Consider the following 23,974-nt stretch of genomic DNA (forward strand, 5'->3'; position numbering starts at 1 on the left):
GAAGAAATGAGGCTGCGCCGTTATTTTGCCAGCTTCTTAAGTGTCTCTTCGAGGGCAGGACCACGTAACTGACTGGCGACAATTATTCCATCGCCATCAATTAAAAAATTGGCCGGAATGCCCCGAACCCCATAAACGGCAGCATGTTTCGAGTACCAACCTTTCAAATCGCTGATATGGTAAGGCCATCCAAGTTTGTCATCTGCAATGCCTTTTTTCCAGGCCCCTTCCGTACGATCGAGCGATACACTAAAAACCGTGAAACCTTTTCCGTTGGCAAATTCTTTATCTTTATATTTCTTGTAAGCTTGCACGACAACCGGATTTTCCCGCCGACAGGGTCCGCACCATGACGCCCAGAAGTCGAGCAGGACAAGTTGTCCTTTCGTGTCTGAAAGTTTTATTGTTTCCCCATCAACCGATTTTCCCACTAACTCAGGCGCTTTGTTTCCCACTTTTGTTCCCAGCACTGTCTGGGCTATTAAAGAAACCGAAATTCCGGTCATCAACACCACAAGAAAAATTACTTTCTTCATTACTATTTCCTTTTTATTGAACGGATAAAAATAATATAAACTCCAAAAAAATAACGATTTACTGCCACGAAGGTTTAGATACGTGTAATTTTCGCTCCTATCTGGTTTAGCCGGGTTTCTATATTCTCGTACCCACGGTCAATCTGGTCAATGTTGTCTATGGCACTTTTCCCTTTAGCTGATAACGCCGCAATAAGCAGTGCAATTCCGGCCCGGATATCGGGCGAAGTCATTTTGGTACCTCGCAGTACATGTTCCCGGTTGAGCCCGATTACAGTTGCACGATGCGGATCGCATAAAATAATCTGCGCTCCCATATCAATCAGTTTATCAACAAAGAAGAGGCGGCTTTCAAACATTTTCTGATGAATCAGCACACTTCCTTTTGCCTGGGTTGCCACTACCAGAAAAACGCTCAACAGGTCGGGAGTAAGACCCGGCCAAGGAGCATCTGAAATGGTCATAATGGAACCGTCAATGTAATTCTCAATTTCATAATGTTCGGTATCCTTTACAACCAAATCGTCGGCCTGTTGTTCCACCTTAATTCCAAGCCGTCTGAAAGATTCAGGAATAATTCCCAAATGTTCGATGCCTACGTCCTTTATGGTAATTTCGGATGCTGTCATTGCAGCAAGCCCAATAAAACTACCCACTTCAATCATATCAGGAAGAATGCGGTGCGAACAACCTTTAAGCGAACTCACTCCCTCTACCGAGAGCAGGTTGGAACCAATTCCTGAAATCCTGGCGCCCATAGAAACAAGCATTTTACACAATTGCTGCACATAAGGTTCACATGCTGCATTATAAATGGTAGTGACACCTTCCGCCAAAACAGCGGCCATTACAATATTTGCTGTTCCGGTTACAGATGCCTCGTCAAGCAACATGTAGGCTCCTCTTAATTTAGACGCCTTCACTGAATACCAGTGATTTTGGGCATCGAAAAGAAAAGAAGCGCCCAGTTTTTGCAGCCCGGTAAAGTGCGTGTCAATCCGCCGCCGGCCAATCTTATCTCCGCCGGGCTGGGGAATAAACCCCTGTCCAAACCGGGCAAGCAGCGGCCCGATAATCATAACCGAACCACGCAGGCTGGCAGCCTGTTTGGCATACAACTCCGTTTTCAGATAATCAACGTCAACCGAGCCGGCATTAAAACGGTAAACTCCTTTTCGGAGCCGCTCCACTTCTACCCCCAATCCTTTGAATATTTCCATCAACTGCAATACATCACTGATCTCAGGGATGTTTTCGATAATAACATCCTCGTTGGTTAAGAGGGTGGCGCAAATCACTTCCAAAGCTTCATTCTTTGCCCCCTGAGGGTTCAATGTCCCTTTTAATGGATTGCCGCCTTCAACAAGAAAAGTAGCCATTTGGAGTGGTGTAGGTTATTTCTTTTTTTTCTTCTTCTTTCCTTGTCCTCCTCCGACTGTGGGTATCTTAACATCAGTAAGCTGCAAATCCCTCGGCACCTTCAACCGGTTCCCGGATAATTCTTCCAAGTCGATAAATATCTTTTCATCCTCTACCGAATCTTTGTTCCAGGAGAGGTAAAGCTTCTTCATTTGGTTGGCTATCTGCTCTATCAAAATTTGTTGTTTTTCCCCTTCCATACCAATGGCTGTCTCGATGAGCTTCTCGGTGATCAACCCGTAATGTCTTAATTTTATATTATTCTGATTGTAAGGAACCCTATGGGGTTTCTCTGTCAGAATATCAGGGGATGGCGGCGCATAAGGATAATCAATTTCAAGCTTAAAATCGGACATAATCGCCAGGTGATCCCAAAGTTTATGTTTGTATTCAGCTACATCGCGCAGGTAAGGATAAAGGTTTCCCATCACGTCAATAACCGCTTGCGCAGACCGGTTGCGTTTTTCCCTGTCCTCAATAGTAAACAGGTGGTTCACCATATTTTGAATATTCCTGCCATACTCTGGCATGGGGAGTTTTTTTCTATTTGTATTGTAGTCCATGAATTGAATGAATTATTTACAACTATTTAATTTACAGATAAAAATAAGGGGATTAATTCAATATCCATCTGCAAAACTAATGATTTCTTTGCAATACACAATTTTTCACTTTTGTTTTGCCGTATCTCTTAACCTTTGATTTTCAGTTTGGCAAACTTAAGCAACAACTGTTTCTGTCCTGCATTTTGAAAAAATACAGTCGCCTTCCTGTTGGGAGGGACACCTTCCACTTTCAGAACTTTCCCTGTGCCAAAACGCTGATGTTCCACCACCATTCCCTGAATAATTTTTGCCGGATCGTCTCCTTCAAAAGCGGCACCTTTTCCATTCGCCCCTGTAACCTGGCTTTCCATTCTCTTACGGAAAGCATCCGGTCGCCAGGGCTTTTGCACAGGAGTCCCGGGTTGTTTGCTTGTCAGAGTACGGGCCCGGTAACCTGTGGGTAAATCCCCCTGTCCGCGAGCCTGAGAAGCCCTGCTTGTTCCTTCCAATCCATTCAAAAACTTTTCATCCATTTCCAGTAAAAAGCGGCTGGGAGAACAAAATTCGAGGTTTCCCCAACGGTAGCGCTGGTTGGCATAACTAAACCAGGCATTCTCTTTGGCGCGGGTAAGGGCCACGTAAAATAACCGCCGTTCCTCTTCCAGCGCTTCCGGAGATTTTTTCTCCTCAGACTGCGCCGAGGGAAACAGATTTTCTTCCAGTCCTACCACAAACACATTCTTAAACTCCAATCCTTTAGCTGAATGAACAGTCATCAGTGTCACCTTGTCGCGATCTTCATCCTTTTCGTTATCCTGATCGGTAAGCAAGGCCACATCTTCCAGAAAGTTCTCCAGCTTTGCTTCGCGCCCCTCTTCAATGGCACTGATACTAAATTCCTGGATACCGTTTAACAACTCCTGAATATTTTCATGGCGACTCAAGCCCTCCGGCGATTTATCGCTGTGCAATTCTTTCAAAATACCTGTCACTTCGGCAATGGATTTTGCTGCTTCCCAGGCATCTTTTTCAACCACAATCCGGGCAAACTCCTGAATAAGCGTGGCAAATTTCATCAGTTTGGTTACTGTACCTTTATTGAGATTCGCCGGATTGGCATCCGGAAGAGCCGTAACCACTTTCCATATGGAGGTTTCGGCATTTACGGCAGCAGTTTCCAGTTTGGCAAGCGTTGATTGCCCGATTCCCCGCGCCGGATAATTAATAATACGCTTCAGCGCTTCATTGTCCCAGTGGTTAATAACCAACCGGAAATAAGCCAGAATGTCCTTAATCTCCTTTCGCTGGTAAAAGCTGAGTCCGCCATATATTTTGTACGGGATATTTCTTTTTCGCAATGCTTCCTCAAAAATCCTCGATTGCGCATTGGTACGGTACAAAATGGCATAATCCAGGTTCTTATAATGATCGCGCAACTGGGTTTCAGCAATCTCCTGCGCTACCAGGAATCCTTCTTCATTGTCGGTAAGCGCAGAAATTACTTTTATGGAATTGCCCGGCGCATTCTCCGAAAAAACGGTTTTGGGAATTTGCCGCTTGTTTTTGGCAATAATACTGTTGGCAGCATTTACAATCGTTTGGGTAGATCGGTAATTTTGTTCCAGCTTAAAAATTTTATGGTTCGGGTAATCCGACTGGAAATTGAGAATATTTTCGATACGCGCCCCGCGGAAAGAGTAAATACTTTGTGCATCATCTCCCACCACACAGATATTCTTATGCTGCGCGGCCAATTTTTTAATAATGAGGTACTGCGCAAAGTTGGTATCCTGGTACTCGTCTACCAAAATATAATCGAAACGTTGCTGGTATTTTTCCAGCACTTCCGGATGATCGCGAAAAAGCAGGTTCGTTTTCAGCAATAAATCGTCGAAATCCATTGCTCCTGAAAGACGACAACGTTTCACATATTCTTTATAAATCTCAGAAACTGCCGGCATACGCATGGATTTATCCGCCAGCCTGATTTCAGAATTTTCAGCATAGGCTGAAGGGGTAAGCAGGTTATTTTTGGCCATCGAAATCCGGGATGCCACTGTGTTGGGCTTGTAAACTTTATCGTCGAGCTGAAACCCTTTTATGATTGTTTTGATAAGACTTTTGCTGTCGGACGAGTCAAAAATGGTAAAATTGGAAGGGAACCCGATAACTTCATGCTCGGTACGCAGCATACGGGCGAATACGGAATGAAATGTTCCCATCCAAAGGTAGCGGGCTGTATTTTCACCCACAACTGCCGCAATTCGCTCTTTCATTTCCTTTGCCGCTTTGTTGGTAAAAGTAAGCGCCAGAATAGAGGAAGGGCGCGCGCCCTGCTTTAACAAATGAGAAATACGGTAAGTCAGCACCCTGGTTTTTCCCGAACCGGCGCCGGCAATAATCAGTGCAGGCCCCTCAGTGGTAACAACGGCTTCCTGCTGTGCTTTATTTAAATCTTTCAGGTAATCGAAAATCATTCAAATCAATTTCAAAATAAAAATAAATCCGCATGTGCGAATGTTGGATAATACTTTTCACTATCAATCAGAAAAAATCTGCGGCAAATGAAAACACTATATTCATTTGCAAAAATAAACTCTTCGGGGGAGAATCAATTCCTGAAATTGATTCTTTTCGCACAAATTTTTCACAAGTCAATTTGACAGAACAAATCTTTCGTCTTATTTTTGCTATTCTAAACCATCTAATATTTAATAAATATGAGTTCAATTTCAAGAAGAGTTTTTTTGAAACACGCTTCTGTTATCTCAACCGGAGCAGCCTTTATTCCCAATTTAATCAGTTGTGCCCCGGCTCAAAAAATCAACATCGCAGTTATTGGCGTTGGCGGCAGGGGTAAAGCCAACTGGAGCGAGTGCCTGAAAGAAAACATCGTGGCCTTGTGCGACGTAGACGAAAACCGCGCCAGCGAAGGGTTTAATGCTATTCCCGCTGCCCGTCGATTTAAAGACTTCCGGAAAATGTTCGACGAAATGGGCAATGAAATAGACGCGGTGCTTGTTTCCACTCCCGACCATACCCACTTTGCCGCTGCCATGGCCGCCATGCAACTCGGGAAGCATGTATATGTGGAAAAACCCCTGGCGCATAATATTTGGCAACTCCGAACCCTTAAAAAGGCAGCCCACCATTATAATGTCATCACGCAAATGGGCAACCAGGGACACACCACCGACGGCATTCGCCGGGTAAAAGAGTGGGTAGATGCCGGTGTTATCGGGGAAGTAAAAGAAGTTATAGCCTGGTTTGACGGCCCCGATTTTGGCGAAGGAAAATACTTCACCAAACCAACTCAGTTTCCGCCTGTTGCGGAGCCAATTCCTGCCGGGTTTGATTGGGATTTATGGCTGGGGCCGGCTGCCAAACGTCCGTATAACCATGTGTACCATCCCAAGTCATGGCGTGGTTTTTACGATTTCGGTAACGCCGAGCTGGGCGACTGGGCCTGCCACACGCTTGATGCGCCATTTTGGTCGCTGGAGCTGGGAATGCCAGTAGCCACCGAAGCGCTGTCTCATTCTGGTGCGCCCGAAGGTTTTATGCCCGACCGCTCCATTATTCAGTTTGAATTTCCGGCCAGAGGGAACCGGCCTCCGGTAACCATGAAGTGGTACGAAGGCGGCCTGCAACCAGAAAAAAGACCCGACTGGAAAATAGATGAAATGCCCGGGTCCGGGATGATAATGATTGGAGAAAAACAAAATATTATTACCGGTGGAAGGCCTAACAATGCCCAACTGACAATGCCGAAAGCCGAATGGGATGATTGGGTAGCCAATGAAATGCCTGAAGCAACCATTCCGCGCATTGAAGGCGGCCCGCAAAAGGAATTTCTCGATGCCATCAAAGGCAACGGTCCGCTTCCGGGTTCCAACTTCGATTATGCGACTGAACTTACAGAAATGTCGTTGCTTGGAGTGCTGGCACAGCGCCTGAACACGCGCATTGAATATGATGCCGAAAATATGAGGGTAACGAACCACGAAGGAATAGAAAAATACATTAAAGAACCGGTTAGCAAAGACTGGGAATACGGAGAAGAAGTCTGGTAACCGTTCCCCTTTTAAAAGATGACATCCCTGTTTTTTTGAAGCAGGATGTCATCTTTTCTATTTCAGATACTTTCTTTTTTCCCGGTTCGACATTTCCAAGCCCCTGATTTCTTCCGGGTGAGCCACCGAATATTTTTGCGATGAAAGCAACAATCCCGTTTCATTTTCGCCGGTTACAAACTGAGGAATAACAAAGCGTAGTTTATCCGAATCCAGGCTATGCTGAAAAATCAGTAAAATAAGCCCGGTAGTTTGCGGAGCCACCACACCGAGTGGTTGTCCCGCAAATACTTTCTCCCCTACTTTTAATTTTTTGTTGTTATCCACCACATTGCGGTAACAAATCAAGGTTCCGTCCGGCTGAAGCAGCGTCACCGAATTATTCCAGGTATGATACCAGATTTTCGGATCACCGGAACGTTCTTTGCCAACAATTTCCACTACAATTCCATTACGACCCGCAAAAACCGGCTGTCCCGGCCTTGCTTTAAATCCAACAGCGTTCCACGACTCCGGCTCTTCTGATCCCCAAAAACCGGCCAGGCTTTTCACATCAAAAACCGAAACGGTTTCTCCCGGAGCCAAAGGAATCAGGTAGGGAAAATCGAGATCGGCAAGCGACATAGGATTTGAGCGAAACGTTTTTATCTGGTAGTTAAACCGGGGCACTTCGGCTTCGGGGTGACGCTGCAAAGTAAACAGCGTATTGAATCCCGGCTCAAGCAACTTAATGTAAGGCAGGGGTTCATTAAAAGTAGTATTTTCCAAATCGGCAAAATCCACATTTAAAAAAAGCGGGGCGAGGGTATTGTTATACGCAACAAAGTCCACGTCTCCCACGCTGTTGTAATTAGCCTGCACTTCCGCTAACTGGGCTTTTGTTGCGGAAAAGATGAAAAGAAACACAAAAAATAAAACGATCCTGCTCATGTTGCTGTTTTAGAAAATTCAATCATTTGTAATGACAAAGGTATGAAACAAAACTTCAGAACATACACTCCTTTGCTTCGACGATTTGGGCACTTTCCAATGAAAATAAAACGAAGCGTCCCGAAATTATTACATCATAAAAATATGAAATATGTCTTATAACTGACTCAGCTCTTTCTGTTTTAATTCATCCTGAAATAGTATCTTTAGCGAAAATATCGAAATAAAAACAATATGAAAGCACTTCTTTTATTGTTAATTACCTCTTTCCTGTTTACTCCACCGTTAGTTTCACAGGAGAATGAAAAAAAGGTTCAGGGCATCGGTCATCTTTACTCAGAAGACGAAGCGAAATTAGTAATAACTCAGCAAAAAAAAGAATATCAAACAGAGCAGGAATGGCTTCACCGGGCGGAAATCATCCGGCAGGGAATATGGCAGGGAACCGGCCTTGATCCGTTGCCTGCAAAAACTCCGTTAAAACCGCGTTTCACCCGGGAACGAAAATATGACGGCTATTCCGTACAAAATGTAGCCATTGAAAGTTTGCCCGGGGTATTTGTTACAGGCAGCTTGTACTTACCAGAAAACCGCAACAATAAAATGCCCGGAATATTAAGCGCCCACGGGCACTGGTCGAAACGTGAAGACTACGGACGTTACCGCAATGATGCGCAGATACGGTGCGCCGCCCTGGCGCGGATGGGGGCAATCGTTTTTTCTTATGACATGGTGGGTTACGGAGAAATGGCCGACTGGGGCTGGGAACACAAACATCCGGACGCTTTGAAACAGCAGTTATGGAATAGCATCCGGGCGCTCGATTTTATATTGTCTTTGGAAAATGTCGATCCGGAACGTATTGCCATCACAGGCGCTTCGGGTGGGGGAACCCAAACATTTTTGCTTACTGCTGTTGACGACCGCATAAAAGTTTCGGTTCCGGTGGTGCAGGTTTCCGCCCATTTTTTTGGTGGCTGTGTATGCGAGAGTGGGATGCCCATTCATAAAAGCGACCATCACCAAACCAACAACGTGGAAATTGCCGCACTGGCAGCTCCGCGACCGATGCTACTTGTTTCTGATGGCGACGACTGGACCAAAAATACACCCGAGGTAGAATTTCCCCACATTCAATACATCTACAACCTGATGGGAGTAAAAAACAACGTCAAAAACGTTCATTTGCCGGAAGAAGGGCACGGTTATGAATTACCAAAAAGAAAAGCCGTTTATCCTTTCCTTGCCAGGCATTTAAATCTTGATTTGACTGCAATACTTGACGAAAACGGGGAAATTAACGAAAAAGGGATTGTTATTGAACCGTATGAGAAAATGAACGTTTTTTCAACTTCCAATCCGCGCCCCGGTTATGCAGTGCTTACAAACGACGATGTAAAATGGTAAAAACAAAAACACTAGTTTCTGAAACAAATTTTAACCAGTGGGTTTAAACGAATGAAGAACAAATTTCGATTTTTGCAGCTGTTGAAACAATTAAATAAATTTTATACGTTAATATTGTAGCTCGAAGAATCGCAAAATTATATGAAGAATAAAAGCAACATCACCTTACTCGTTTTTATCCTGTTCCTGCTGAACCTGCCTCTGGCAAAGGCGCAATTAACCGCTCCGGGATCAAATAGTACTATAGAAACAGAATATCCGGCTTCCCCGGAAACCGACAGCATTTTTATTTTCTGTACCGAAAGTGAAATGCCGGCGGTGGGTGAATTACGGGCACAAACTTCGCTGACAGGCACCAAAACTTTTCTTTGGGAAAAATACAATCCCGAAACGTCTGCTTATGAATTTCACTTTTCAGAAAGTTCCGAAGGAGCAGAATCTACTATATCTTCGCTGGAGGATGGCGGTTACCGGGTTACCGTTACCCAGGGTGAAACCACTGAAATTAGCCGGGCATGGGTTTTTAACAACTGGCTCTCAGCCGATGCCAGTATTCCGGATTCGCTTTCCACATGCACTTCGTTTAAAATGTTTGGAACCTTTCTTTCCGCGCCCCTGGGTTACTATGACCCGGCAAACAATACCGAGCTGGAAGTATTCAAAGACCTGAAAATGGAATGGAAAACAGGAGAGACGACTATCGCAACAGTTCAAAATCCGCAAATTTTCGACCCACCTGCCATTGACACAGAATATACATTCAGGGTGTACGATCGCCTGGGCTGTGAAAGCACCGCTATCATTACCTATGACTCAAAGGTAACCAAAGCAAAATTCAGCGTCGATTTTGGAGAACAAAACGATAACAAAGATAAACTTGAAGCGCCTTTAACTGTCAACTTCATCAATGAATCGGAAAACAGTGACCCCGGCCAGTATGAATGGTTTTTCTTCCGCGATTTAGATGAGATAAAAGAGGAAGGAGAGAACAGCCAGCAACCCATTGACAGTATTATGATAGTCGCTTACGACGAAAACCCGGTTTACACCTATGAAAATACCGGCTCCTATATGGTAAAACTCGTTTCGAAAAACGTTTCGGAATTCCATACCTGCGTAGACACATTCTACATGCCGGAATATATTGTCATTGAGCCGTCGTTCATTGAGGCGCCTAACTTTTTCTCACCTGACGGTGACGGCAACAACGATGAGTTTGTTGTGCTTTTCCGGTCAATGCAAAGTATCAAAATCCAAATTTTCAACCGGTGGGGAAAACGTATTCACTTCTATAAAAACAATGATGTCCGTGGTTTTGGGAACTCGTACCCCGCCTCTGTCTGGGATGGCAAACTCGGAAACCGTTACGCGAGCCCCGGCGTCTATTATTATGTGGCGGAAGGGATTGGCCGAGACGGAGAAGCTCAAAAAGGGAAAGGGTTCTTTCATCTTTTCAGGGGGAAAGATTAAATCTGTTTTGCAGGTTCAAATTTCATCGAAAACCAGAATGTACTCCCTTTTCCCGGCTCCGATTCAAGCCAGATTTTTCCACCCAACAGAGCGGCGTAAGCTCTGGCAATCGATAATCCCAATCCCGAGCCTTCGTAAGGTTTTGTAATGGATAAATCGGCCTGGGTAAACCGCTCAAAGATGGCATCCTGCCTGTCGGAAGGAATTCCGATTCCGGAATCTTTCACATAAAAAACAATGGCACCGTCCAGAAAGTTACATCCAAATTCGACAAACCCTTCGTGTGTAAATTTGAATGCATTTTTAATAATATTTATCAGAACGGATTCCAGTTTTATTTTATCGGTATGCACAATGGCTTTCTCTCCCAAAATCCCATTTTTCAACACAAAAGACAAGCCTTTCTCTTCGGCTATCGGCTTAAAAAAACCATAAAGGTAACTGATTGATTCATTTAAGTCCACGTCATCTCGATGCAAAACAGCTTCCTCCGATTCAATTTTGGAAATTTCAATAATGTCGTTAATGGTGTCAAGTAGTCTGAGGGCGCTCTTCTTTACATATCCGAGGTACAATGCCCGTTGTTCCGCGGTAAGATTCGGTTCTTCAAGTAGCCTGACAAATCCAAGAATCCCGTTCATGGGGGTACGAATCTCATGACTCATATTGGCCAGAAACACCGATTTCAGGCGATCGCTTTCTTCGGCTATTTCCTTTGACTTCCGAAGATGTTTTTTTATAAACTTCTGCTGTTTCGAATACCTTCTCGACAACATAAAAATTACAAGGCTACTAATCAGGACAAAAATAATTCCTTTGGCAGACTGCATTTGGGTCCAGCTCATTATGCTCTCCGAAGCATTTTCCAGTAGAAAGTCGGTAATAATAATCCACCCAATCCCAAGGACAAGGTAGGTCAGGGTGATTCGAGTTTCAAAATTCCATTTCTTCTTCATCCTTATGCGTGTTTATTTTAAAACGACACTGTGAAGGAGGAATTGCAAAATCGTTTCTTTCTTCAAAAATCTGCCAATCATCTGATTAAGACCCGCAGCATGTGTAAATGTAACGAAATAATTTCACTTTTACAATCCGCATACATCAGGTAACACCTTCATTTCAGAAGGGATTTTGACTCGTTTGACAGTGATTACAACGTCATATTTCCGGGGTACAACTTAAATACAAACCTCAAAAAAAGGCGGGGTAGTTAATTCATTTCCATTGAACCTTTTCGGAAACCGGACCTCTGCCAGGAGAAGGATAATCCATAGCGATGTGCCCGACAAAAAAGAAACCAAGTAATTTTTGCCCCGTTCCTAAATTGAGATGCTGCTGAATAAGCGGCAAGAAAGGCGGGGTTGACCAAAAAGCGCCCAATTCCATCTGGGTAGCAGTTAACCACATATTTTGTACAGCCATTGAAACAGCAGCCACTTCTTCCCATTCAGAAATTCTCTCCCCGGCATCACGTTGCATAATAATAGCAATAGCCACAGGAGCCCGCATTAAATTATCCCTGAACTTTTCAGCTTTTTGCATGTTCACCAGCTCTCCGTTACTTTTCTCTTTCTCAAGCAGGTTAAATACCGATTCCGAAAGTCTTTGTTTGCTTTCTCCCTGAAAGACCCAAAATCGCCAGGGTTCTGTTTTTTTATGATTTGGCGCCCAGTTTGCATTCTCAAGAAGCGTTAAAATCAACTCCTTTTCCAACTCCTTTTTTGCCATGAAGCGGGGAGGCGTAGCCCTGCGTTTTTTTATAATATCTGAAATATCCATGTTTAAATTAATCTTTGAGATTTTCCTGACAGGTTACAAAGTTTATATATAATCCGGGCAGCAACATTGGCATCCCATTCACTATTTCCGGTTTCGCACACGTCAAACCCAATGATTTCTCTTCCGCTTTCTACCACTTTTTTCAGTAGAAATACAGCCTCCGAAAAATCCAGGCCACCAGGAACAGGCGTACCGGTATTTGGGCAAAGTTTCGCATCAAGCCCGTCAATATCAAAACTGACATAAACCCGTTCAGGCAACTGTTCCACTATCTTTTCGCATTGTGCATTCCAATTCATTCCGCCAAAACGGTTTTCTTTCAGTTGCTGATCGAAAAACACCGTTACCCGATTGCCTTCTGCATCCGCTTTTTCCACCTCTTCCTCACAATAATCACGAATCCCCACCTGTACCAGTTTTGAAACGGCACGTTCTTTTAATACATTATAAAAAATGGAAGCATGGGAGAACGTAAAACCTTCGTAAGAATGACGCAGATCGAGATGGGCATCCACCTGCAGGATTCCATAATCACGATGTTTTTCACCTAAAGCTTTCAACAAACCAAGCGGCACACTGTGATCGCCCCCAACAATTCCGACCAGTTTCCCCGCATCCAGTATTTTTTTCGATTGCTGATACACCCAATTGTTCATTTTTTCGCATTGCTCATTCACTTCATCCAGTGTTTTCCTCATCAATGCATTATCGGAAACCTCCCCTCCTTCTTCCACAAAATTAATGTAACCGGAAGCTTTATCACGCAGTTGGTTTCTGGTTGCCAGCATCTCCGGGTCCAAAGGACGCATAAAGATACCCAGCTTCCATGCCTCGGGAATATCGGGGTCAAACAAGTCGAGCTGGACCGAAGTCTCAAGAATAGCCTGTGGCCCAAAAGCGGTGCCCTCTCCGTAGGAGACAGTCACATCCCACGGAACAGGAAGCAGTATAATACGGGCTGTTGCTTCGGAAAAAGGCAACCCGATAAAGTTTCCGTTTTTCAGTCCTACCCCGCTGGGGTTAAATTCCGGTATTTGTGCTGTGCTGTTCATTAAAAAATGTTTATTTTGCCTTATTAAAAATACAATGATCCGGGTGCGAAAATATCACCAATCATTGATATAACAGTATGTTTTTACAAGTTATTAAAAATAAACAATAAAATGAGCAAAGTACTGATTATCGGAGCCGGGGGAGTTGGCCGCGTTGTCGCAAGCAAATGTGCTGACAACCCGGAAGTTTTTACTGAAATTATGCTGGCAAGCCGCACGCTTTCAAAGTGTGAAGCCATAGCAAGGGAAGTGGGTAAAGGCCGAATTCAAACCGCACAGGTGAACGCCGACAACGTAGCGGAGGTAGTAGCACTCATTAACCGGTTCAAACCCGGGCTGGTTATCAATGTTGCATTACCCTACCAGGATTTGCCCATTATGGATGCCTGCCTTGAAACAGGCGTGAACTACCTCGACACCGCCAATTACGAGCCCAAAGAGGAAGCTAAATTCGAATACAGCTGGCAGTGGGCCTACCACGACCGTTTTAAGGAAAAGGGAATTATGGCCGTGCTGGGTTGCGGATTCGACCCAGGCGTGACGAGCATTTATACGGCCTACGCTGCCAAACATCATTTTGATGAAATGCATGCGCTTGACATTGTAGACTGCAATGCCGGCGACCACGGAAAAGCATTTGCCACCAACTTCAATCCTGAAATCAACATTCGGGAAATTACCCAAAAAGGGAAGTACTGGGAAAACGGAAAATGGGTTGAAACCGAACCGCACGAAATCAAAAAAGTGCTAAACTATCCTGAAATCGGACCACGCGATTCATACCTCATTTTCCACGAAGAACTGGAATCGTTGGTAAAAAACTTTCCTACGTTGAAACGGGCGCGGTTCTGGATGACTTTTGGACAGGAATACCTTACCCACCTCAGGGTGATTCAAAATATTGGGATGGCGCGCATTGATCCCGTAAAATACAAAGGAGTGGATGTAATTCCACTGGAGTTCCTGAAGTATGTACTTCCCGACCCGGGCGAACTGGGAGAAAACTATGTGGGAGAAACGTCGATTGGCTGCCGCATTAAAGGCATCAAAGACGGCCAGGAAAAAACATACTACGTTTGGAATAACTGCAGCCATGAAAAGGCATACGAAGAAACCGGCACACAGGCAGTTTCATATACTACCGGCGTTCCGGCCATGCTCGGTGCCATGATGGTGCTTACCGGAAAATGGAATGGGAAAGGGGTATTCAACGTGGAACAATTCGATCCTGATCCGTTTATGGAAAAAATCGGAGAATACGGACTGCCCTGGAATGAAGCGGTAAATGTTGATTTGGAATTGTAATTTTTTTTGATTTGGACTACTCAAAAATTCCTTCTCCTGCCTTTGTGCTCGATGAAAAATTACTCAGGAAAAACCTGGAACTCATCGATTGGGTGCAGAAAGAAGCTGGTATTGAGATCATTCTTGCATTTAAAGGTTTTGCCATGTGGAGTGCGTTTCCGCTTGTGCGTCAATACCTGAAGGGAGCAACAGCCAGCTCACTGAATGAGGCCCGTCTTTGTTTTGAAGAGATGAAGACCCGTGCCCACATTTATTCTCCTGTGTACTTCGAAGAGGAGTTTGACGAACTATTGGGGTATGTGAGCCACATGGTATTTAATTCAGTCGGTCAGTTCAAAAAGTATTACGAAAAGACGCAACAGACAGATCACAAAATTTCCTGCGGAATTCGTGTAAATCCGGAATTTTCCGATGTGGAAACCGATTTATACAATCCCAGCGCAACCGGCTCACGACTAGGGGTAGGAAGTGCAGAATTTCCGGAAGACCTTCCGGAGGGGATTGAGGGCATTCACTTTCATGTTCTTTGTGAATCCGATTCATACAGTCTTGAAAAAGTACTGCAAAATCTGGAACAAAAATTCGGAAAACACCTTCATAAAGTAAAATGGGTGAATATGGGAGGAGGGCACCTGATGACCCGGAAAGGTTATGATCATCAGCACCTGATTCAACTACTCAAAAATTTCCGTAAAAAATACAATGTACAGTTAATTCTGGAGCCTGGCAGCGCCATTGCCTGGGATACCGGCATCCTGGTTTCCACCGTTAAAGATGTGGTGGAACACGGCGGTATAAAAACGGCCATTCTTGATGTATCGTTTACAGCGCACATGCCTGATACCTTGGAAATGCCCTACCGTCCCGGTATTATTGGCGCTACAGAGCCAACAGAAAAAAGTCAGCACCTCTACCGCCTTGGCGGAGTAAGCTGCCTGGCCGGAGATTTTATGGAAGCTTATGATTTTGGCTGCGAACTGAAACCCGGGGATCGTATTGTTTTTAAAGATATGATTCATTATACCATGGTAAAAACGACCATGTTTAACGGAGTGAAACATCCGGCCATTGCAATCTGGACAGAAAACGACCAGCTAAAAATCGTGCGGGAATTTCAGTATGAAGACTTTAAGGGGAGGCTTTCGTAATTTTTCCAACCTCTTTGGCATAACTTATTCCGCTTAAGTCAAGCAGAATAACCGGGACAAGTCTTTTCAACAATTGTTAATAACCCAGGTTGAAACATGGTGAATACAAACAGCGAAAAAAACTTGACAGGTAATGTTATTTTGTGCTACTTTTGATTCTACCAGGTGAGCGATAAAAGGCAGCACCAAAGATACGGAAACGGGAAACGTTTCTTAGTTGAAGCTGGAACCATTTCTTTCCTTCCCCCGGGAAGGCGTATCAGAGGAGCCGAAGTTTGAACCAGATTGTCTGGAAATCAGCGGTTCATTCAATCAACTGGGAGAAAACCAGACGTTCTTTCAAGATTGAGTCTTCAGGCAGGAGGATGCCGGCCGAAAGGCAGGCTACAAAAAGTTTCGGCTTTTTGAAACCCCACTGCACTGCATGGAAAGGGTCAAACCTGAACATGCAGCTTGTCAACAACAATCTCCTTCGGGAATTATTGAAAGCACTGAGAGACACTTCGTCCGGGAAGGCAATCCGGAAAGCCGAGCGGACTGCTCAACGATTTAGCCGTAGAAAGCTTAATCCGAGAGTACCGGGCAAACGTTCTTCTGAAAAGAAGAATCAAGCCAGCCACAATAACCATAACCTGGCACCCGGGAAGGCTTCGGTCAACCTAGGTGAATGGGAACTATTTGTAACAGAGTAGTTCCCATTTGTGTTTTATACCGCCCCCATTTAGGCTCACCTTGAAAATCCGGTGGATTTAGTTTTTTAAGCAAAAATATTAGCTACCCTAAACAGAAAAAAGGTGCCATTTCTAACACTTCTATTGATTTCTAAAGGCAGAGCACATTAAAAATGTTAGTGGGATAAGAAGATTAAGGAATAATACGAATTAAAAGTTGACATGAGCTAATTATCAAAAATTCAACCCACTCCGGGGTTGCGTCTTTACCCCGCATTGCCTCCCCCGAGCTTCGCACGGGGCTATTTTTATTTATGTCCTTCGGACATTTCTTTATCCCGAAAGGGATTAAACAATAATAGCCACGGGTAAAACCCATGGTAATGAATTGGGTATGAAAAGAACCCCGAAGTGGGTTCAACTCTTGATTTGCATGAATAGATCTATTTTTCCTACCAGGGGGCTTCATCTTTGCCTTGAAGCCAAGACGAAGCAGAAAATTCAAGGCTGCTTTTCAATGCGTTTTAAAAATATCAAAAAGTCCACCGGATTCTCAAAGTGACCTCCCATTTAGTTGCAGTACCTTTTGATAATGTTATAAGCTCCATGGATTCCCAATTCACCGGCGCGACTCAAATCGAGCGCTCCCCCTTCAATATCGTTAAGGAAAATTTTAGTAAGCCCCCTGTTAAAATAAGCTTCGGCAAATTCCGGCTCCAGTTCAATGGCCTTATTCAGATCTTCAATAGCACTTTTGTATTCTTTCAGGCGTAGCTTAATGTAGGCACGATTATAATATCCAAAGAAAAAATTAGGTTTCAGATAAAGCAGGGCCTGATAGTCGTCCTGTATTTTTTGATACTCCGGCAAATCAATCAAATTCTCATCACTGCTTTCAGGGACAGTGCTGCCAACCGGAACCGACACCTCCTCCGGCGCATGAACCAATAATTCAATCTGTTCCAGCATTTTGTAACGGGTGTTTGCCCTTGAAAAATAGGCTATGGCCTGTTTTTCATCTGTTTCAATCGACCGATTCAAATCTTCCAGCGCATCGTTATAATCGCCGGTAAGACTGTAAAAAATACCACGATTCAAATAATTATGGCTGCTTTCATTAATATCGAGACGGGCATTAAAATAGAGAACAAAATTCTCGAAAATCTCCTGGTAATCTTCCACCGGCTTATTGGAAATAGTAAGCAGGGGATTATAATTATTTTTCTGGTTCAACTCATCGATAGCCAAATTGTAATATTGCGCCCGCTCATAGTCTACTGCATTTTTTTCGAAAGCGGAAACAATAAAAACGGGCTGCAGATCAATAACAATATTCCGGTTCTGCACTCTTCCATCATCCACCTCTTCTTCCGTGGGCAGATCACGCGAATCTTCAATCACCAGGTTAACCCGCTGACGGCGCCGTCCCTGGCTTTCATCGTCTTGTTTCGTATCATCCTGAGAAGAAGTATTATTCTGTTGGGAACTATTCTGCTGCGGGGTATTCGCAGAAGCAGTATTTTGCTGAGTGGTTGCTTGCCCGGAAGAAGCATTTTGTTGCGACTGATTCTGCTGATTTTGTTTGTTTTGCTGGTTTTGCTGGTTCTGCTGGTTTTGTTGGTTCTGAGCGAGTTGTTCGGCATCCAGTCGCCGGCTTTCCAGATCAAACTGCGGATTAAGCTGCGCCGCAATCCGGTAATCATCATTAAAACCCGGACGCCCCAGAACCTCTCTGGCCATTGCCCGGTTAAAATAAGCGCTGGCCATTTCGGGATCCAACTTCAGTGCCATGTCGTAATCCATAATAGCCCCTTCATAATCGCCCAGTTTGTGTTTTACAATTCCACGGTTATTAAAAGCCTGTGAGTTATCAGACTCCAGTTTAATAGCCTGGTCGTAATCGCGCAGGGCCGAAGCAAAATCATCCATTTCGAAACGCGCCAAACCTCGATTCAGGTAAGCTGCAGCATAGTGCGGGCGGATGATAATTACCTGATTCAAATCGCGAATGGCATTTTCCACCTCCCCCTTCACAATATGGGCGTTACTGCGGTTCATCAACGCATGAGTGGACTGAGGGTTAATCTCCAGTGATTTATTGTAATCTTCGATGGCACTTTCCACATCTTTCAGGGCCAGTTTGGCAATCCCCCGGTTGTTGTACAGCGATTCATTATCAGGATCGAATTCCAGTCCCCGGTCATAGTCTTCAATCGCCTTTTCATATTCTCCGAGGTTGTGATAAGCCATCCCGCGATTCATGTAGGCCTGCGGATAAAAAGGTTTCATTTCGATGGCTTTGTTATAATCAAGAATAGCCCCCCTGAAATCTTCCAGCTGGTGTTTGGCAACTCCCCGGTAAAAATAAGCCTCCGGCAAGTACGGTCTGAACTTGATGACAATGTTAAAATATTCAATCGCACCCGTGTAGTTGCCTATGGAAATACGGGTACGTCCCACCCTTATATAATGGTTAATGTTTAACTGTGCCTCAGCCCCTAACACCGAAAAGGTCAGTAAAAACAGAATTAATACACGCTTCTTCATTTTCTTCTTTCTGATTCAACAAAAATAATATTTAATGGAAACAGGGGGCAAATTCATTCATTTTATTTAACTTTTTCCCAAAAAATTGAATATGTGTAAAAGGTGTGACTGGGCGACTTCCAACGAGCTGATGATGAAATACCATGATACCGAGTGGGGTGTTCCGCTTCATGATGATCCAAAATTATTCGAGTTTTTGGTCCTGGAAAGTTTCCAGGCGGGGTTAAGCTGGCAGATTGTGTTAAATAAGCGCGAAGCTTTCCGTAAGGCTTTCGACGAATTTGATCCTGAAAAAATTGCCCGGTACAATGAACAAAAACTCAATGCATTGGTACAGGATAAATCGATAATAAGAAATAAACAAAAGATAGTCTCTTGCATAAACAATGTGCAACGTTTTCTAGAAGTTCAGAAAGAATTTGGAAGTTTTGACAAGTATATCTGGGGATTCGTTGATTACAAGCCCGTTGTAAATACTTTCGCCAGCCTGAAGGAACTGCCAGCCAAAACACCGCTTTCAGATAAAATTTCAGCAGACCTAAAAAGGCGGGGTTTCAAATTCATTGGCTCTACAGTGGTTTACGCACACATGCAGGCCACCGGAATGGTAAACGATCACCTTGTAAGTTGCTTCAGATACAATGAGGTAAACCACATTTGAGAACAGAAAAACAGTACATGACAACGAAGAATTAAATTCAGAATGTTTCTAAATGTTAAATTTTTCGTTATGAGATTTTAATTATATATTTTTGGCAATCAATAATAAGAGAGAGTAAAAAGAGTTATCGAAGATGAAAATTATATGGTACCATTTACTGGCAACCATGTTTGTTGTCAGTTTTTCGTTACCGGCAATTGCAGGCGACGAAACAAAAAAAGATCCCTGGGTTTTTGAAGATATAATGGAATTGCCCGCTATGCCGGTGGAGGATCAGCACCGTTCGGGCACCTGTTGGTCATTCTCCACACTTTCGTTTCTGGAATCGGAGATGTTACGTTTGGGAAAAGACCCCGTAAACCTTTCCGAGATGTTTATCGTTTGGCACACCTATTCTGAAAAGGCGCTAAAACATGTGCGGGTTCATGGCAGCCTTAATTTTTCTGCCGGTGGTGCCTTTCACGATGTAACCAACATGATTTCAGAATATGGAGTTGTGCCCGAGTCCGTATACACCGGATTAAAATACGGGGAAGAAAAACACGTTCACGGAGAAATGGATCGCGTGTTGCTTGAATATGTAAATGCTGTGGTTGAAAACAAAAATCGCAAGCTCAGCACCGCGTGGCATGACGCATACATTCAAATACTGGACACTTACCTGGGTGAACTTCCCCAAAAATTTAATTTTGAAGGAAAAGAGTATACCCCGTTAAGTTTCGCCAGAAACTATCTGGGTCTCAACATGAATGATTACGTTGAAATCACCTCTTATACCCACCATCCTTTTTACTCGAAGTTTATTCTTGAGGTTCCTGACAACTGGTCATGGGACGAAGTATATAACGTTCCGATGAACGAGATGGAAGAAATCATTAATCATTCATTAAACAATGGCTACACAGTAGCCTGGGCGGCCGATGTCAGCGAAAAAGGGTTTGCTTCCGGGAACAAAGGCGTTGCTGTTTTACCGGCAGCTCCGGAACTGGACATGAACGATGCCGAAATTTCGCGCTGGGAAGATTTACCGGAACGGGAACGCGAGAACGAACTCTACAAACTGGAAAAACCGGTTCCCGAGCTGGAGGTGACACAGGAAATGCGACAAATTGCATTTGACAATTACCAGACTACCGACGACCATGGAATGCATATTATCGGATTAGCCAAAGACAAACGTGGCCAAATCTTTTACAAGGTCAAAAACTCATGGGGAGATTACAATAAATATAAGGGTTACTTTTATGTATCAAAACCTTACGTGAATTATAAGACCATGTGCATTATGGTCCATAAAGACGCTATTCCTCCCAACATAAGGGAAAAACTGAATTTATAAGCAAAACAAGCGAACAGGGGCTGTTTCATTTTTGGAGCAGTCCCTTTTTCTTGTATTTTTGACCTGACTTTATTCCTGCTTAAAATGAAGAATCACCTGTTGCTTTTTTTCTTTCTTTTTTCTATTGCACGGGGAATGGCTCAACAGGCTGACTCCGGCTTCTCATGGTGGAACGAATTGCACGGGTGGGAAGCAGGTGACCCCGGATGGCGCAACTGGATGAAAATCTCTCCCGGATACCTTGGCCCCAATGCACTGCCGGTTCCGCAGGTACGGAAAGGGGAACTGGCTGGCCCGGCAGAATTTGAAGCGACCATTTCAAACCACTTCCACAAAGGCGATCCCACCCAGGATATTTCCGGACATGTTTACATCCCGTTTGCCGGAAACAAAATTGCCGTGGAAATGTATGGTGTGGCTTTCGAACGGTTTGCTTTTTCCGAAGAAATACGGAACGAACGCATTGCCCGTAACAAAGACGGAAAAGGGACTGCCATCGGCGATTTTTACTTTAGTACATTAATCCAGGTAATTAGAAATAAAAAGTTTCCGAATACATTGTTTCGTTTTGCTACCAAAACAGCATCAGGAAACCAGTTGGAGGCTGCCCGCTTCACCGACAGCCCGGCATATTTTCTTGATTTGAGCTTCTCGAAGAAAATGGGGCAGCAAGCCACCGGATTGTTCAGGCCATATGGGATGCTGGGCTTTTACACGTGGCAAACCAACGATGAATTAAACCTGCAAAACGATGCCCTCCTTTATGCGATCGGAACAGACTTTATTAAAAACGACTGGTTGTTGTCTGCGTCCTTATCGGGCTATTCCGGATATAAAAATGAACGCGACCGGCCTGCACAACTTAATTTTGACTTTCGGAAAGACTTTAGAAAAAAAGCTTTACGGCTGCAATATATTCACGGACTGCGCCATTGGGAATACAAAACAGTACGTCTGTCATTTATCTGGAAACTAAAACCTGCCGGATAATCTGCCGGTTTTGAAACGGTTTTATGTACCTTTGTGCGGATTTCAAAAATAATGTTCAAATCAATACATTTGCAAAATGAAAAAACTCTCGCTGGTCATTTGCGTTTTCAACGAAGAGCCCAACATAAAACCCCTTTCGGAACAAATTAAGGCAGCACTCGGCGGCATCGACTTTGAAGCAATTTTTGTGGATGACGGCTCAACCGACAGCACCCGTTCTGAAATCCTGAACATTAACGATGATCGGTTCATTCTGGTGGAATTAAAACGAAATTACGGCCAAAGCTCAGCGCTTCAGGCAGGAATAGATCAGGCTGAAGGAGAGTACATAGCATTGATTGACGGCGATTTGCAAAACGATCCCGCCGATATTCCGCGCATGCTCCAAATGATAGAACAAGACAATTGGGACATGGTGGCTGGTGTGCGGGCCAACCGCAAAGACGGAATGTTCCTGCGTAAAATTCCGTCAAAAATTGCCAATTACATGATCCGCAAATCCACGGGCACCAAAATGAAAGACCTGGGATGTACACTAAAAATATTTACCCGCGAAACCATCAAAAACATTCATATTTATGGCGAATTGCACCGCTTTATTCCGGTGCTGATTACCCTTGAAGGCGCCACCCGTATCACACAGACAGATGTCAATCACCGGCCCCGGAAATTCGGCACATCAAAATACAGTCTTAACCGTACCACAAAAGTATTAAGCGATCTCTTCCTCATGCTCTTTTTCAAAAAATACCTTCAACGGCCCATGCACTTTTTTGGTGGGCTGGGAATCATCACACTGGGGATTGGAGTACTCATCAATCTTTATATGCTTGTACTGAAAATAATAGGTCACGATATTTGGGGAAAACCGCTCCTTCTGCTCGGAATTCTGCTGGTTATGGGTGGGATTCAATTCATTACAACCGGTATTATTGCCGAACTGCAAATGCGTACCTATTTCGAATCGCAGCAGAAAAAACCTTACCGGGTTAAACGGGTGGTTTCTGCCGTAAAAACAGAGTAACAGGAAAAAACAATCCCATCAACTTCCGAAATCCGGAAACAACTTTAAAACGGCATTGCTCCTAAAGTTGGCATTCCTAAAAATCAGGGACACCAGAATACTGATAAAAAAGGGATGCATAAGATTCCTTTGGGGGTTCAGCTTTATTTTTCTGAATCCCTGATTCAGGGTAATTTTAATATTGACTGTCTTTACGGTAGAATACATCGGTAAAATTGTTCAATTCTTCGGGATCAGACAGCAGGCTATTTTGAGAAGTACCAGTTCTTAGACATTGACAATGCTCTCAACAAGCGGAGTACAACCTGAGAGTCACTATTTTATAAGTTTATTCTGCCCATGTGATTATTTGAATTAAATTTGTAAAACCAATAATGCATAAGTCATGACAAAAAAAATTCTAACACCTTTATTTCTTCTTGCCGCTGTTTATTTTGCCCTCTCTGCCGATGCACAAGACAAAATCATTCACGGTATGGTTACTACCTTCGACAGCATTCCCTTATCAGGGGCTGAAGTGCGTGTTAAAAGCACAAAACAAACTATACTGACAGACTCACTGGGAAGGTTTTCGGTGACCGTCAATCCCGGCGACAAGCTAAAAGTAAGTGCTTACGGATTCTACAACCAGAAAGTTAAACTGGAAGAAAAAATAAAATTTGCAGCCATAAACCTGAAGCTGAAACCCGGCGAAAAAAACCGGGAATATGCCATTGGCTATGGCCACGTCACTGACCGAGACAAGCTGTCTGCCCTTGCCAACCTCAACAGCAACGACATGGATTTCTCACAGTATAGTACCATTCAAGAACTCATTCAGGGGCGCTTTGCGGGGGTGCAGATAGTCAATGGAGAGGTTATTATACGAGGGATTAATTCCATCAATAGTAGCAATGCGGCACTGGTTGTCGTGGATGGTGTCCAGGTTGATGGCAGTGTGCTCAATTCTATTCCCCCTACGCAGGTAAGCAGCATCAATGTGATTAAAGACGGAAGTGCGGCTATATATGGCTCCAGGGGTGCCAACGGAGTTTTAATCATTGAAACCAAACGCGGAGATAATTAAATACAGTATTCA

General features: G+C 43.9%; 20 protein-coding genes. 11 read left to right on the forward strand and 9 right to left on the reverse strand.

Features of this window, described 5'->3' with window-relative positions:
• Positions 1-20 precede the first annotated feature (20 nt).
• The 4 genes from D1164_RS12060 to D1164_RS12075 all read right to left on the reverse strand — a co-directional run bounded on the left by D1164_RS12060 (position 21) and on the right by D1164_RS12075 (position 4,977).
• Entirely contained in the window at positions 21-536 is a 516-nt protein-coding gene (locus tag D1164_RS12060; RefSeq protein ID WP_119350243.1) for a TlpA family protein disulfide reductase, read from the reverse strand.
• A 74-nt stretch (positions 537-610) separates the two neighbouring features.
• Positions 611-1,915, reverse strand: coding sequence for a UDP-N-acetylglucosamine 1-carboxyvinyltransferase (gene murA, locus D1164_RS12065; RefSeq protein ID WP_119350244.1), 1,305 nt, complete (start codon positions 1,913-1,915; stop codon positions 611-613).
• Between the two features lie 15 nt (positions 1,916-1,930).
• Positions 1,931-2,518: a DUF4290 domain-containing protein gene (locus D1164_RS12070; protein ID WP_172594436.1), complete on the reverse strand. Its 588-nt coding sequence runs from the start codon at positions 2,516-2,518 to the stop codon at positions 1,931-1,933.
• A gap of 128 nt (positions 2,519-2,646) precedes the next feature.
• Entirely contained in the window at positions 2,647-4,977 is a 2,331-nt protein-coding gene (locus D1164_RS12075; RefSeq protein ID WP_206610993.1) for an ATP-dependent helicase, read from the reverse strand.
• 243 nt (positions 4,978-5,220) lie between these two features.
• Here D1164_RS12075 and D1164_RS12080 point away from each other — a divergent pair, with 243 nt between their 5' ends.
• Positions 5,221-6,573, forward strand: coding sequence for a Gfo/Idh/MocA family oxidoreductase (locus tag D1164_RS12080; protein ID WP_119350245.1), 1,353 nt, complete (start codon positions 5,221-5,223; stop codon positions 6,571-6,573).
• Positions 6,574-6,630: 57 nt separating this feature from the next.
• Here D1164_RS12080 and D1164_RS12085 read toward each other — a convergent pair whose 3' ends face one another.
• Positions 6,631-7,503, reverse strand: coding sequence for a M23 family metallopeptidase (locus D1164_RS12085; protein ID WP_119350246.1), 873 nt, complete (start codon positions 7,501-7,503; stop codon positions 6,631-6,633).
• Positions 7,504-7,737: 234 nt separating this feature from the next.
• On the opposite strand from D1164_RS12085, the gene D1164_RS12090 reads away from it, so the two are divergent.
• A complete protein-coding gene (locus D1164_RS12090; protein ID WP_119350247.1) occupies positions 7,738-8,910 on the forward strand; it encodes an alpha/beta hydrolase family protein in 1,173 nt (390 codons plus the stop codon).
• A 141-nt stretch (positions 8,911-9,051) separates the two neighbouring features.
• Positions 9,052-10,380: a T9SS type B sorting domain-containing protein gene (locus tag D1164_RS12095; protein WP_119350248.1), complete on the forward strand. Its 1,329-nt coding sequence runs from the start codon at positions 9,052-9,054 to the stop codon at positions 10,378-10,380.
• Here the strand turns inward: D1164_RS12095 and D1164_RS12100 are convergent.
• The 3 genes from D1164_RS12100 to D1164_RS12110 form a co-directional block, all read right to left on the reverse strand.
• Positions 10,377-11,336, reverse strand: a complete 960-nt coding sequence (locus D1164_RS12100; RefSeq protein WP_119350249.1) for a sensor histidine kinase — start codon at positions 11,334-11,336, stop codon at positions 10,377-10,379. The genes D1164_RS12095 and D1164_RS12100 overlap by 4 nt on opposite strands.
• Before the next feature lie 259 nt (positions 11,337-11,595).
• Positions 11,596-12,159, reverse strand: a complete 564-nt coding sequence (locus tag D1164_RS12105) for a nitroreductase family protein (RefSeq protein ID WP_119350250.1) — start codon at positions 12,157-12,159, stop codon at positions 11,596-11,598.
• Between the two features lie 2 nt (positions 12,160-12,161).
• The gene (locus D1164_RS12110; protein WP_119350251.1) at positions 12,162-13,211 is read right to left on the reverse strand and encodes an agmatinase family protein; all 1,050 of its coding nucleotides are present in this window, start codon (positions 13,209-13,211) and stop codon (positions 12,162-12,164) included.
• A gap of 111 nt (positions 13,212-13,322) precedes the next feature.
• On the opposite strand from D1164_RS12110, the gene D1164_RS12115 reads away from it, so the two are divergent.
• The 3 genes from D1164_RS12115 to D1164_RS12125 all read left to right on the forward strand — a co-directional run bounded on the left by D1164_RS12115 (position 13,323) and on the right by D1164_RS12125 (position 16,356).
• On the forward strand, positions 13,323-14,516 hold the full coding sequence (locus D1164_RS12115; protein ID WP_119350252.1) for a saccharopine dehydrogenase family protein: 1,194 nt from the start codon (positions 13,323-13,325) through the stop codon (positions 14,514-14,516).
• Between the two features lie 11 nt (positions 14,517-14,527).
• A complete protein-coding gene (gene nspC / locus D1164_RS12120; protein WP_119350253.1) occupies positions 14,528-15,664 on the forward strand; it encodes a carboxynorspermidine decarboxylase in 1,137 nt (378 codons plus the stop codon).
• Positions 15,665-15,939: 275 nt separating this feature from the next.
• Positions 15,940-16,356, forward strand: coding sequence for a hypothetical protein (locus tag D1164_RS12125; protein ID WP_119350254.1), 417 nt, complete (start codon positions 15,940-15,942; stop codon positions 16,354-16,356).
• Positions 16,357-16,905: 549 nt separating this feature from the next.
• Here D1164_RS12125 and D1164_RS12135 read toward each other — a convergent pair.
• Positions 16,906-18,882, reverse strand: a complete 1,977-nt coding sequence (locus D1164_RS12135; protein ID WP_119350256.1) for a tetratricopeptide repeat protein — start codon at positions 18,880-18,882, stop codon at positions 16,906-16,908.
• A gap of 91 nt (positions 18,883-18,973) precedes the next feature.
• Between D1164_RS12135 and D1164_RS12140 the strand changes: the two genes are divergently transcribed.
• The 5 genes from D1164_RS12140 (at position 18,974) to D1164_RS12165 (ending at position 23,962) form a co-directional block, all read left to right on the forward strand.
• Positions 18,974-19,543, forward strand: a complete 570-nt coding sequence (locus D1164_RS12140; RefSeq protein ID WP_119350257.1) for a DNA-3-methyladenine glycosylase I — start codon at positions 18,974-18,976, stop codon at positions 19,541-19,543.
• Positions 19,544-19,676: 133 nt separating this feature from the next.
• On the forward strand, positions 19,677-20,882 hold the full coding sequence (locus D1164_RS12145; protein ID WP_206610994.1) for a C1 family peptidase: 1,206 nt from the start codon (positions 19,677-19,679) through the stop codon (positions 20,880-20,882).
• 84 nt (positions 20,883-20,966) lie between these two features.
• Positions 20,967-21,872: a hypothetical protein gene (locus tag D1164_RS12150; protein WP_119350258.1), complete on the forward strand. Its 906-nt coding sequence runs from the start codon at positions 20,967-20,969 to the stop codon at positions 21,870-21,872.
• Between the two features lie 76 nt (positions 21,873-21,948).
• Positions 21,949-22,896 (forward strand): glycosyltransferase family 2 protein, encoded by a 948-nt coding sequence (locus D1164_RS12155; protein ID WP_119350259.1) that lies wholly within the window; start codon positions 21,949-21,951, stop codon positions 22,894-22,896.
• 385 nt (positions 22,897-23,281) lie between these two features.
• Positions 23,282-23,962, forward strand: a complete 681-nt coding sequence (locus tag D1164_RS12165; RefSeq protein WP_119350261.1) for a TonB-dependent receptor plug domain-containing protein — start codon at positions 23,282-23,284, stop codon at positions 23,960-23,962.
• Positions 23,963-23,974 lie beyond the last annotated feature (12 nt).

The organism is Mariniphaga sediminis, assembly GCF_003573545.1.
Classification (GTDB): Bacteria; Bacteroidota; Bacteroidia; order Bacteroidales; family Prolixibacteraceae; genus Mariniphaga; species Mariniphaga sediminis.

Excerpts from the sequence above, each read along its gene's own strand:
- D1164_RS12150 (WP_119350258.1), top strand. The coding sequence starts at position 20,967 with ATGAAGAATCACCTGTTGCTTTTTTTCTTTCTTTTTTCTATTGCACGG.
- D1164_RS12060 (WP_119350243.1), bottom strand. The coding sequence starts at position 536 with ATGAAGAAAGTAATTTTTCTTGTGGTGTTGATGACCGGAATTTCGGTT.
- D1164_RS12070 (WP_172594436.1), bottom strand. The coding sequence starts at position 2,518 with ATGGACTACAATACAAATAGAAAAAAACTCCCCATGCCAGAGTATGGC.
- D1164_RS12080 (WP_119350245.1), top strand. The coding sequence starts at position 5,221 with ATGAGTTCAATTTCAAGAAGAGTTTTTTTGAAACACGCTTCTGTTATC.
- D1164_RS12135 (WP_119350256.1), bottom strand. The coding sequence starts at position 18,882 with ATGAAGAAGCGTGTATTAATTCTGTTTTTACTGACCTTTTCGGTGTTA.
- D1164_RS12100 (WP_119350249.1), bottom strand. The coding sequence starts at position 11,336 with ATGAAGAAGAAATGGAATTTTGAAACTCGAATCACCCTGACCTACCTT.
- D1164_RS12140 (WP_119350257.1), top strand. The coding sequence starts at position 18,974 with ATGTGTAAAAGGTGTGACTGGGCGACTTCCAACGAGCTGATGATGAAA.
- D1164_RS12165 (WP_119350261.1), top strand. The coding sequence starts at position 23,282 with ATGACAAAAAAAATTCTAACACCTTTATTTCTTCTTGCCGCTGTTTAT.
- D1164_RS12145 (WP_206610994.1), top strand. The coding sequence starts at position 19,677 with ATGAAAATTATATGGTACCATTTACTGGCAACCATGTTTGTTGTCAGT.
- D1164_RS12155 (WP_119350259.1), top strand. The coding sequence starts at position 21,949 with ATGAAAAAACTCTCGCTGGTCATTTGCGTTTTCAACGAAGAGCCCAAC.
- D1164_RS12085 (WP_119350246.1), bottom strand. The coding sequence starts at position 7,503 with ATGAGCAGGATCGTTTTATTTTTTGTGTTTCTTTTCATCTTTTCCGCA.
- D1164_RS12110 (WP_119350251.1), bottom strand. The coding sequence starts at position 13,211 with ATGAACAGCACAGCACAAATACCGGAATTTAACCCCAGCGGGGTAGGA.
- D1164_RS12095 (WP_119350248.1), top strand. The coding sequence starts at position 9,052 with ATGAAGAATAAAAGCAACATCACCTTACTCGTTTTTATCCTGTTCCTG.
- D1164_RS12075 (WP_206610993.1), bottom strand. The coding sequence starts at position 4,977 with ATGATTTTCGATTACCTGAAAGATTTAAATAAAGCACAGCAGGAAGCC.
- murA (WP_119350244.1), bottom strand. The coding sequence starts at position 1,915 with ATGGCTACTTTTCTTGTTGAAGGCGGCAATCCATTAAAAGGGACATTG.
- D1164_RS12115 (WP_119350252.1), top strand. The coding sequence starts at position 13,323 with ATGAGCAAAGTACTGATTATCGGAGCCGGGGGAGTTGGCCGCGTTGTC.
- D1164_RS12090 (WP_119350247.1), top strand. The coding sequence starts at position 7,738 with ATGAAAGCACTTCTTTTATTGTTAATTACCTCTTTCCTGTTTACTCCA.
- D1164_RS12105 (WP_119350250.1), bottom strand. The coding sequence starts at position 12,159 with ATGGATATTTCAGATATTATAAAAAAACGCAGGGCTACGCCTCCCCGC.